This window comes from Klebsiella sp. A-Nf5 (assembly GCF_002810545.1).
Lineage (GTDB): Bacteria > Pseudomonadota > Gammaproteobacteria > Enterobacterales > Enterobacteriaceae > Klebsiella > Klebsiella variicola.
In genome coordinates this window covers 1-9,986 of the sequence record NZ_PIOG01000240.1, presented here as the reverse complement: position 1 = coordinate 9,986, position 9,986 = coordinate 1, and the positions used below count along the sequence as shown (strand labels likewise).

The following is a 9,986-nucleotide window of genomic DNA, read 5'->3' as shown; positions in this document are numbered from 1 at the left end:
AGTACCAGCGTACCGCCCACAGGATAATGTCACGCTGAAAATGCCGGCCTTTGAATGGGTTCATGTGCAGCTCCGTCAGCAAAAGGTGGCGATGAGTCTATCACCTCCAGATTTTTGCAACAGTGCCCAGCACATACCTGGCACAAAGCAAATTAGAATACACTAGTAATCCATAATAAATACTTGTGTATTACATTTGTATTGCTATAATCCGCACAGGTGACGAAGTTACATCTGCGTCAAAACGTAATACAATAGTATTTCATTGAGAGGAAGATTCCGATGACAGAAACTCCTGTGCAGTCCATCCTCACGCCGCTGAGCAACACGGTGGCCAGCATCATCGCCATCATGAACAACAAAGGTGGAGCTGGAAAAACCTCCACGATCACTAACCTCGCCATGACTCTTGCTCAGGCAGGCCGTCGCGTGCTGCTTATCGATGGGGATCAGCAAGCCAACTCAACCGAGGTGATGGCCAACGGCAAAAAATACTATGCGCAATATGGCCATACCATCTGCGACCTGTATAACAACCCGCGCTTCAATATTTTTGATGCCATCATTCCGGCCGTCAGCGGCGAAGAGGTGATCGATAACCTGTTTATTATCCCTTCAGATCCGTCGTTTGAACGCGTTATGGAAAATTGCCTGACACGTCATCACCGGGAAAAAATACTTTCTCGGCACCTGCAGCCCGTGATGGACAGGTTCGACTATATTCTGATCGACTGCTCACCCGGTCTGAACCTGTCGACCACCAATGCAGCCTTTATGGCCGATCACGTGCTCATCCCGGTCGATGGCGGCAGCTTCGCCCTGACGGGGTTGGATGTGGTTCTCGACTACCTGGACGAGATCAGGGAGACCCGCTTTACCCAGTTCAGCGTATTCCGCAACGAGTACAATGGCGCCAAGAAGAAAATGAATACCTACCTTCACGATCAGCTGGCCAGCAACGATCGGACGAAGGATAACTACCTTAAAACCCGCATCCGCGCCGATGAAAACATTTCACAGGCACAGGTAGCCTGCGTACCGCTCTACTTTTATAACAAGGGCTCACTGGCCCTGAACGATTACCGCGCGCTGATGCGTGAACTCGAAACCGTCTTATCGAAAGAGGCTGCATAAATGGCTAAAGGCCCCCTCACCCGTCCCGCGATGGTCAAACCGGAACCTGCCCAGGGCGAGACTAAAACACGCCTTTCCAACGTAAAGGTTAACCGGAACAGAACGACCAGCGAGAACCCGAAGACCATCCGTATGACGCCGGCAGAAAAAGTCATGTGCAGCGAGCTGGTCGATGAGATCCAAGATCTGACCACCAAGACCATCACGGACTCGACGGTGTTACGCGCCGCACTGTACCTGGCCAAAGAAGTTGGCCCGGATAAAATGCTGGAGATGATCAAAGAACACCTGTAATACAGATGAATTACACAAGTAATCTTTGTGAATTACATTAAGGAGAGAGAACGATGAGCGCTATCGTGACCGTCACCACCGAGTTAACCCAAAGCCAGGCGCTGGCACTGGCGCAGTTCGCCAAGCGCCTGACCTGGTCAGAAATTCAAGCTTGTGCTGTCGATGAAGACGAGACATATGAGATGAGGGATGCCGTTAACCTCCTGCAGAAGTCGCTGGGCGAAGCGGGTTTTAGCCCGCGCTGAAGTGATAACGTAGTCTTTATGTATTACATAAAGACTACGTTTAGCAGGACATCGGTGTTATGAGGTGCGCCACGTGTTCTGACAGAGCGCCCTATTCAGTCGGAAAATGAATTACTTTAGTAATACATATGTAATCATTTTGAATTACACAGAGGGGCTGGGAGTGTGAACACTGTAGAAAAAATTCTAGACAGCATAGGGCTGAAAGCCCAGGACCTGAGTTCGCTTGACCAAACGGATAGCCTGATAGTTTGCCGTATTTTTGAAGCGGTGCAGGAGTACGCAATGTATCGCGATAAAAACCCAGAGTTAGAGATAGAGTGTGAACAGATCCTGTCGGTGGTCAGAAGCCACCTGAACCAGAGTGTGATCAGATAAAAAGGCAACGCCAGCTCAAGTCCATCGATGCCAAACTGCGGCGCCGTAAACTTTAGGACTTCCGCCCGCCGGCATCACGACAACGTTAGCTCGCCCCCCGAATATCATATTCATCTCACATTCTCCCCGCATGTAACCGAACAGGTAGAGTGTTTCGCCGGCGAGCCCGCGGCCGCCGATCGCCGCCAGCCCCGTTCCCGCCTGACGCGCCGATCAAGCAGGGGACTTTTTGGCTATCGTCCGCCCCATATTGTCTAAAATAGGGTGGTAACAACTTTCGCTCATTTCGAATTTTGTTACCTCAGCATCGGTGCATCGGCGATTTATTCCCGTGGCGTCCGGTCTCCGGGGCTGTCAAAATAGACGACATCGGCAAGATTGCGCTACGCGAAAAATTTATAACGGGCAATGGCATTACCCTGCAGATTTTTCACAGCGCACTGATGTAATACATCTGTATTTCACTTTAAAATTCCGCCAAGGGGAAGCGATCATCGGCAACCGACTAGGCACCGACCACATGCCGGCGCCCAACACTCCGCTGGCCATCGCCCAGCCTGCAGGGGATCACCGGCGGGTAATGTAATTCAACAGAATTACACATGTAATACAAAAGACATACAAAGACATTCTTCATGAGGGGGGAACCATGTTGATGACCAGCACCGATCGGCCGGTTGCCGTGACACAGTACGAGACCGCTCTCGCGCTGCGGCGCATGGCACTGCTGCAACCTTACCTCCCTAAATACCTGCTGGCGCCCGAGGTGGCGGTGTTGCTTCATTATCTGCCTGACGAGCGGCAGCGCATGTTGTATGCCACGTTGTGGAACACCGGCGCCCGCATTACCGAAGCCCTGACGTTGACGCCGGAAGATCTGCAGCTCGAGGGACCTCGCCCCTGTGTCCGCCTGCGCACGCTGAAACAACGCCAGCGGGGCAGGGGACGGCCATCGGCAGAGGAAAAGATAGCCCGGATAGTGCCGCTGCTCGATGCCGGCTACGTCGATCAGCTGCGCCGGTTCCTGGCGACATTCCGCCCCGGCCGGCGACGCCCCTTGTTTGACGTCAGCCGGAAAACGGCCTGGCTGTGGCTGCAGCAGGCCGTCGCGCGCGCCAGGGAGGAGGGGATTGAATTTGCGCTGCCGGCCATTAATCCCAAGACGCTCCGGCACAGCTTTGCAATGCACCTGTTCTTCAACCACGTACCGCCGAAAGTGGTGCAGACCTACATGGGCCATGAACGTTATGAAAGCACGGAGGTGTACCTGAAGGTGTTTGCTCTGGACGTGGCGCCACAGCTGGGGGTGACGTTCTCGCTGGATCACCGCGAATACACGCACCTGCTGATGCAAAAATAGAATACCTATGTATTACACTGGTAATTCATAATGATGTGATATTGTATTACATTATATGTGCTGAAGCCGATGATAAGCGGGCTTTTATCCCGAGCAAGAACGTCGGTGCCACCTGTGTTAGCATGACGGCCATCCGTTATTTCGTGTATCAGGATCATCAGGGAGAGTCATGTTGGGAGAGTTTAAGACGTGAAAATTGATGAGGTGGAAAAATGGCGTCCTTTCACCGATGCGGAAGGGAACACCTGGGATCTTTCCTTTCTCGACGCCCACGAAGTGATCTATACGCACCGCTGCGAGGATAAGGCGGACAAGGTCTATAAATTCATCGTCTCCTACTCGTTTCACTGCTTTTGCAAAGATTACCCGGAACAGAGCGAAGAGGAGAAGCGGGCGCTGATGTATCACTCGCCTAAAGAGTCACGTCCGTTCTGCAAAAACCGCTACGACCTGGCGCAACGCTACCTTAAAGACATGATACTGTCGTTGGATCGCCAGCGAATTATCCATGCCGGCTATGGCAGCTATGCGGTGATCGAGGCATTGAATGACGAGGGCGAGCGCTGCTATTACCACGTCCCCTTCAAAGCGTTCCGGGAACGGAAGAAACTCCGAATACACGTGACCAGCGCCTATGCGGTTGATGCCAAGCCAGGGGGAGGGAAGGTGGGTTTCTTTGTTATTGCCAGCAAGTTGTTGGCCGGAAAGCCGTTACCACACCCCTGAAATAACAAAACCCACCTTAAGGTGGGTTTCGCCAGAGAGAACTCTGGTATTCAGAAGCGCCTTTACCGGACTTGGCCTGACCAACTTGCGTTGGTAGCGGGATGTCTGGGTTAACCAGTCTGCTGCATCCTTAACCATATTATAGAGACCTCGTGCGTTATTGCAATCTAATATATCTGATACAGTGTTATATCGCTTGATGCCAGGATAATGATCACAAAAGAAATACACCTGTATTACATTTTGTGCAATGCGTTGCTGGTCACTGTCAGGATTGCCAGTTACACTGAATGGTGATGGATCGCAGAGTCCCTTTAACCATTCGTCAAAACGGGCAGGGCAGACAACGTTGTTAGACAAAACCAAATCCGTTACTACGGATAACACCACCGCAGCACTCAGCCATCTGGCGTTCTGTGCCCTGGCAGCATTGGGGATGGCCCGCCAGGACGGCATCGTTGGCACACCCTACGGTTTCGTCGCATTAGCGACAGTGGGTCAGTAGATGTTGCGCTGCCTGTTTTTCAGGCAGCCAATAAATAGAATTGTTCCGCTGGCGATAAACTCCCTCCAACCGGAGGCTGATATTGCCCTTTGCGGATCATATGGATCAGCTCAATGCCCGCCAAGAACGTCTGTGCCCGCCGAAACGATTTGAATCCCAGCATCGGCCGTATCCGGCGTTTGATATTCCGGTGGTCTTGCTCAACAAGATTATTCAGATACTTACTCTGCCTGATAGTGATAGTTTCTTCATCAGTTTTCCCGGCATTGAGTGTGGCCAGCGCTGCTGTATTGGCTCCACTTTTATCAATGGTCACGACCTCCGGTTCGCCGTGATGACGAATGGCCTTGCGAAAGAAGCGCAAGGCGGCTGCCGCATCCCGTTTGGCAGTCAATAAAAAATCGATGGTGTGACCCGCAGTATCTACCGCTCGGTACAGATATCTCCACTGACCTTTGACTTTGATATAGGTTTCATCCATTCGCCACCGCCGACCCACCTTACGCTTATGTCGGCGAAAGGCCTTATCCAGCAAGGGCACCAGACGGATAACCCAGCGATGAAGCGTGGAATGGTCAACGGCAATACCACGCTCGGCCATCATTTCTTCCAGGTTGCGTAAACTCAGTGAGTAAGCCAAATACCAGCGTACACACTGAGCGATAATATCGACGGGATAATGCAGGCGATAGAAGGCTTTTCGGATCAGAGACATGGACAGAAAACGTCGTAAAGGAAAACAGCATATTACCTGACCAAGCCTTAATGCGACACAACCCCAGCGCGTCGTAGACCTTCGGCAACAGCGAACCGCGCTTGCTGTTGGCCAGAAAACCATAGTAGCGCACCATTTTAAAATTCCGCGCCGGAATATGGCTGACGTACCGATGAAGCATCTCCTCCTGGCTGATTGTCTGGCGTTTGTACTGCTGCGTGCGGTGATCGTAATACTGATGCACCACGGCACCGCCGCGGTAGTGGCGCAACTGAGAAGTGGCCACCGGCGGAAGCTTCAGGTACCGGCCCAGATTTTTCACGCTGCGCAAGGCGCCGCGCGTCTTTTTGGTAAAAAAATATTATTACAAGCTTTGCAAAAACTTCTGGCTTTCTAAGTTATTTAAGCCCATTCCTAAATATCTTAGTATATCTTCTTTCATGGCAGGCTGAATGTTAACATTATTTTTTACATTGCAACTTAAAAGTTATCACGTAGTAAGACATTTTCATTACTGACAGGTTTGACGTGCAGGGCTCTTGACTTATGAGCAAACAAATAAAAGGTAAAAATTATAGGTGTTATAGTGCTTATTCCAGCAGGTAGTGATTAGCTTCAGTTCATCAAAGCCAGAAAAGTTGAAGGTTAAAATAAGTAACGTTATAACATTACTTAAGATTGCCACAAAATACCATAAAAGTGATACTAATCGAGGTGATTATGAGTGTTATTATGAAACGTATTGTAGCCTGTTCATTGGTAACTATGTGCTTAACTGCGCACAATGTGATGGCCGAACCCCACGGTTTTTTAACTGCTGATACTACGCCTGATAGTTTACGTATACTACCCCCACCTCCGCCAGAGAATAGCATAGCTTTTTTGAATGATAAGGCGGCCTTTGAAATTGGAAGGACTTTAAGAGATCCCAAGCGCCAAACCCTTGCGGCTAGTGATGCTGATTATAAAAATATTTCAGCTGCATTTTCTGATGCCTTTGGCCAGAAAATATCCCAGGAGAGCACTCCCAGTCTTTATGAACTACTTCAAGGAGTGTTGCAGGATAGTCACGACTATGCAATGAGAGGAGCTAAAAATCACTACATGCGTGTAAGACCTTTTGTTATATATAAAAGTAGTACATGCACACCTGAGTTAGATAAATCTATGGCTAAAACAGGTTCTTATCCTTCAGGCCATGCTTCCTTCGGATGGGCTGCCGCGTTGGTATTAGCAGAGATCAACCCTGCTCGTGAAACAGAAATTCTTAGACGAGGCTACGATTTTGGCCAGAGCCGTGTCATTTGCGGTGCTCATTGGCAGAGTGATGTTGATAATGGTCGTTTAATGGGAGCCGCGGTAGTTGCAGCTTTACATAATAATAAAGACTTTAATCGTCTGTTAGAAAAAGCAAAATATGAATTCAAGAATAATTAGCATTGAGACACACATTTAATCCACATAAAATTTAATGTGACAATTTTGGGGAAAAGTTGAAATACGCCTTTAAAAAATTAGCTTCCATACTAATATGTATTTAATGCTGTTGATAAGGAGTTTTTGTGTACAATAGATTTATTACTATTTTACTTCTTGGTATGTCCTTGCATCTCCATGCAGAGACCCGTAGTTGCAAGGAACAGGTTTATGACGTGAAAGCAAAGTTATCCGCGGCACAAGCTGCAAATAATTCTTTTGCTGAACATCGTTTGAGAAGTGCATTATCTTATATTGAGGAATATTGTAATGATACTGAACAACGACGGAATGCTATAAGAGATGTCGAGAGGAAACAATTGAAATTAAAGAAAGCCGAGATAGATCTTCAAGCCGCGAAAGACGAACTTCTAGACGCTAAAGAAAACGGGAAAACCTCCAGGATTAATCAGAAATTGATGAGAATCAAGAGCAAGGAAATTCGTTTAGAAGAAGCAAAAGATGAGCTAGATCAGGCAAAGAATAATTTATCTAAAATGGATCAGTAAAGGAGGTGGATGCTCTCGCTATGCATGAATGTATGCAGATCTATTTATTAAGAGCCTCCAAAACAAACTTACAAATCTTTACTTAATAAGTATTATTTGATTTGATGCCTTGGGCAAATCGCTCGGTATAAAGCGCAGTCAAGTTTGAATAACTTTAAATCAATCCAACCTAAATGTTTTTAAAATTCATCCAAATTCAGCATATCATGGCTGTATTGACATATATATGAGTCAATTTCAAAATCAGGCTGACAACATAGCTTTTTGACCGAAAATGTTAAACTTGATAAATAGCACAATATACACAAGAACAAAATTAACAATATCTTGATTTTCATTATAGCATGATAAAACAAAGAGAATGAAATCTCTACACTAGAATTGTAAATAAATTTATAACTATTTCTTTGTGAGACTTAAAAGTTATCATCAATATAAATTCATACATGGCAGTCATAGCCCTAAGCTTGTTTTTATTTGAGACCATGATATAATACATAGATTAAATTCCTAGTTTAATAACCAGTTCAGGATCTGTACTGGTTATTGGAATAACCAAAGGAAATTGGCCTCATGTTATGCACTTATTATGGTAGGCATGACTTTTAGAGCTGTGTTAGTAGTTTGGGGGAATATGCATTACATCATAAATAATATCATTGAGTTCAATCCCGAGGGGCGATTGTTACGAAATATTAAAACAAATGAAGAGATAAAATTATATTTTCCTGCAAGCGTTATTCTGTTGAGTTTGCTGAATGAGCCAGGGAAAGCATTTACATACAGAGAGCTCATTGCTCGGGCTTGGAAGCGTGATGAGCAAACGGTATCTATAAGTACTCTTCATCAAAATATCCTTAACGCCAGAAGTGCATTTAAAAAGCTAGGCTTAGATGCTCAAGTGATAATTTCAATCCCTAGAGAAGGGTTTCGTTTGTGTGAAGAAATTAAATTTAGCAAAGTAACAACCCTTAAAAAATATACTAATGTTAGTAAGAATAAATTCGGCTTGGTTTTGGTTTTGTTTTTGGTTTTGATGTGTTTATCTTTATTTATAGAAAAGGTAACTCAGTATAGTTTATTTGCATTCGATCGATATTATGTTGACGCTAACCTAGTTATAGGTCATTGCAAAATATATATAAACTCGGATTCGCCAACATCTAACATTGTAAAATTAATAACCAATGATATTGAATCTGATTGCAAGGAAAAAATGAATGCATATATTACATTCTATCAAAAAGACAACTATTCTATTTTTTTATGTAAAGAAAATTTACCACTCGGCATTTCAAAGGTTTGTATCAATAAGGTTATTGTGCGGTAGTTTATGTCTTTTTACTTTATTATTTTTATTTTATAGCTTGGCTAGTTTTAGATATGGAGAGATGAAATGCTTTTCTTTTATTGAGGATATTGGGAGTGATTACAATCTTAATGCTTATTACTTCTTTAACTTAAGAAGTAACTACTCGACAATATATGTCAGGGGTAAGTTAGATAGAAATGGTGAGGTCGCAAACATTAATAGAAGACTTGACTTCATTACTGAATTTAATGATGGCAATCGTATTGTTCTAAAAGATAGTAACCTAAGGATTAATTTTGGAGATCAATATAATGGTTATGATATTAATTCATTCATTCCATTAGAAAAGAATCCTCATGATAGTAAAATAATTTTTGATGTTTATAAGCAGCTTGATGGGTCTTTTATTTTTCAAAAAACGAATGGACATATGATTTACTGTAATATATAATGATGACAAAATTTCACTCTACATTATCTATAATAAAGATGGAGATGCTATATATTGAATACTCAAAATTTTTACAGCTTAACATTATGAAAAATGTGAGAGCTTTATACCTTGGCATCCCCCTTTGCTATAGTTTCACCATACTATGGTATGAGTTATTTTTACAAGCCCATAACATAGTCCGATGCTGTTGCGTTTATATGTGAACTTGATTAGCGGCGGGGCTTCGTTAGGCTCTGTCGCATTAAGGGAGCGTCGGGTAACATGCAGTCTTTTTATGATGTTACCTGACCATGTCTTTGTTCCGAAATGCTTTCCAGCGACTGCATTATCCCATCGATGTTATCGCCCAGTGTGTTCGCTGGTATCTGGCTTATGCCCTGAGCCTGCGTAATCTGGAGGAAATGATGGCGGAGCGCGGTATTGTCGTTGACCATTCCACGCTGCATCGTTGGGTTATCCGCCTGGTGCCGTTACTGGATAAGGCCTTTCGCCGGCATAAGCGCACAGTAGGTCGGCGGTGGCGAATGGATGAAACCTTCATCAAAATCAACGGCCAGTGGAAGTATCTGTATCGAGCAGTCGATACAGCAGGTCACACCATCGACTTTTTGCTCACCGCCAAACGGGATGCCGCCGCCGCACTACGCTTCTTTCGCAAGGCCATCCGTCAACACGGCGAATCTGACGTGGTGACGATCGATAAAAGCGGCGCCAAAACTGCAGCTCTGACCACACTCAATGCCGATAAAACTGAGGAAGAAGCCATTACCATTAGGCAAAGCAAGTATCTGAATAACCTGATTGAGCAAGATCACCGTAATATCAAACGCCGGATACGTCCGATGCTGGGATTTAAATCGTTTCGACGAGCGCAGACG

13 protein-coding genes and 2 pseudogenes are annotated in these 9,986 nt (G+C 45.5%); 12 read left to right on the top strand and 3 right to left on the bottom strand.

Features of this window, described 5'->3' with window-relative positions:
• Positions 1–64 (bottom strand): annotated as a pseudogene (locus CWM53_RS32105) (hypothetical protein); the annotation flags it as partial.
• A 218-nt stretch (positions 65–282) separates the two neighbouring features.
• Between CWM53_RS32105 and CWM53_RS23080 the strand changes: the two are divergent.
• The 7 genes from CWM53_RS23080 to CWM53_RS31350 all read left to right on the top strand — a co-directional run bounded on the left by CWM53_RS23080 (position 283) and on the right by CWM53_RS31350 (position 4,642).
• The gene (locus CWM53_RS23080; protein ID WP_052475464.1) at positions 283–1,134 is read left to right on the top strand and encodes a ParA family protein; all 852 of its coding nucleotides are present in this window, start codon (positions 283–285) and stop codon (positions 1,132–1,134) included.
• Positions 1,135–1,428 carry a hypothetical protein gene (locus tag CWM53_RS23075; RefSeq protein ID WP_080335483.1) on the top strand — a complete coding sequence of 98 codons (294 nt, stop codon included), beginning with the start codon at positions 1,135–1,137 and terminating at the stop codon, positions 1,426–1,428.
• 53 nt (positions 1,429–1,481) lie between these two features.
• Positions 1,482–1,673 carry a hypothetical protein gene (locus CWM53_RS23070; protein ID WP_100750886.1) on the top strand — a complete coding sequence of 64 codons (192 nt, stop codon included), beginning with the start codon at positions 1,482–1,484 and terminating at the stop codon, positions 1,671–1,673.
• A gap of 165 nt (positions 1,674–1,838) precedes the next feature.
• Complete coding sequence (locus CWM53_RS23065) at positions 1,839–2,051, top strand: hypothetical protein (protein ID WP_100750885.1); 213 nt, start codon at positions 1,839–1,841, stop codon at positions 2,049–2,051.
• 649 nt (positions 2,052–2,700) lie between these two features.
• Positions 2,701–3,411 (top strand): tyrosine-type recombinase/integrase, encoded by a 711-nt coding sequence (locus CWM53_RS23060; protein ID WP_041038606.1) that lies wholly within the window; start codon positions 2,701–2,703, stop codon positions 3,409–3,411.
• Between the two features lie 189 nt (positions 3,412–3,600).
• The gene (locus tag CWM53_RS23055) at positions 3,601–4,137 is read left to right on the top strand and encodes a stationary phase growth adaptation protein (RefSeq protein WP_100750884.1); all 537 of its coding nucleotides are present in this window, start codon (positions 3,601–3,603) and stop codon (positions 4,135–4,137) included.
• A gap of 349 nt (positions 4,138–4,486) precedes the next feature.
• The gene (locus CWM53_RS31350) at positions 4,487–4,642 is read left to right on the top strand and encodes a hypothetical protein (RefSeq protein WP_165785123.1); all 156 of its coding nucleotides are present in this window, start codon (positions 4,487–4,489) and stop codon (positions 4,640–4,642) included.
• A gap of 19 nt (positions 4,643–4,661) precedes the next feature.
• Here CWM53_RS31350 and CWM53_RS23050 read toward each other — a convergent pair whose 3' ends face one another.
• Complete coding sequence (locus tag CWM53_RS23050) at positions 4,662–5,357, bottom strand: IS6 family transposase (protein ID WP_100750883.1); 696 nt, start codon at positions 5,355–5,357, stop codon at positions 4,662–4,664.
• Positions 5,358–5,421: 64 nt separating this feature from the next.
• A pseudogene (locus CWM53_RS23045) lies at positions 5,422–5,712 on the bottom strand (transposase); the annotation flags it as partial.
• 377 nt (positions 5,713–6,089) lie between these two features.
• Between CWM53_RS23045 and CWM53_RS23040 the strand changes: the two are divergent.
• The 5 genes from CWM53_RS23040 to CWM53_RS23020 all read left to right on the top strand — a co-directional run.
• Positions 6,090–6,794 carry an acid phosphatase gene (locus CWM53_RS23040; protein ID WP_100750887.1) on the top strand — a complete coding sequence of 235 codons (705 nt, stop codon included), beginning with the start codon at positions 6,090–6,092 and terminating at the stop codon, positions 6,792–6,794.
• Between the two features lie 125 nt (positions 6,795–6,919).
• A complete protein-coding gene (locus CWM53_RS23035) occupies positions 6,920–7,342 on the top strand; it encodes a DUF1090 family protein (RefSeq protein ID WP_100750882.1) in 423 nt (140 codons plus the stop codon).
• A 598-nt stretch (positions 7,343–7,940) separates the two neighbouring features.
• Positions 7,941–8,672 carry a winged helix-turn-helix domain-containing protein gene (locus CWM53_RS23030; RefSeq protein WP_165785124.1) on the top strand — a complete coding sequence of 244 codons (732 nt, stop codon included), beginning with the start codon at positions 7,941–7,943 and terminating at the stop codon, positions 8,670–8,672.
• A gap of 61 nt (positions 8,673–8,733) precedes the next feature.
• Positions 8,734–9,105 (top strand): hypothetical protein, encoded by a 372-nt coding sequence (locus tag CWM53_RS23025; RefSeq protein ID WP_100750880.1) that lies wholly within the window; start codon positions 8,734–8,736, stop codon positions 9,103–9,105.
• A 293-nt stretch (positions 9,106–9,398) separates the two neighbouring features.
• The coding region (locus CWM53_RS23020) for an IS6 family transposase (protein WP_100750745.1) at positions 9,399–9,986 on the top strand (588 nt) is incomplete at its 3' end.

Coding starts and splice junctions, on each gene's coding strand:
- CWM53_RS23075 (WP_080335483.1), top strand. CDS start 1,135: ATGGCTAAAGGCCCCCTCACCCGTCCCGCGATGGTCAAACCGGAACCT.
- CWM53_RS23025 (WP_100750880.1), top strand. CDS start 8,734: ATGAAATGCTTTTCTTTTATTGAGGATATTGGGAGTGATTACAATCTT.
- CWM53_RS23050 (WP_100750883.1), bottom strand. CDS start 5,357: ATGTCTCTGATCCGAAAAGCCTTCTATCGCCTGCATTATCCCGTCGAT.
- CWM53_RS23070 (WP_100750886.1), top strand. CDS start 1,482: ATGAGCGCTATCGTGACCGTCACCACCGAGTTAACCCAAAGCCAGGCG.
- CWM53_RS23040 (WP_100750887.1), top strand. CDS start 6,090: ATGAAACGTATTGTAGCCTGTTCATTGGTAACTATGTGCTTAACTGCG.
- CWM53_RS23080 (WP_052475464.1), top strand. CDS start 283: ATGACAGAAACTCCTGTGCAGTCCATCCTCACGCCGCTGAGCAACACG.
- CWM53_RS23060 (WP_041038606.1), top strand. CDS start 2,701: ATGTTGATGACCAGCACCGATCGGCCGGTTGCCGTGACACAGTACGAG.
- CWM53_RS23030 (WP_165785124.1), top strand. CDS start 7,941: ATGACTTTTAGAGCTGTGTTAGTAGTTTGGGGGAATATGCATTACATC.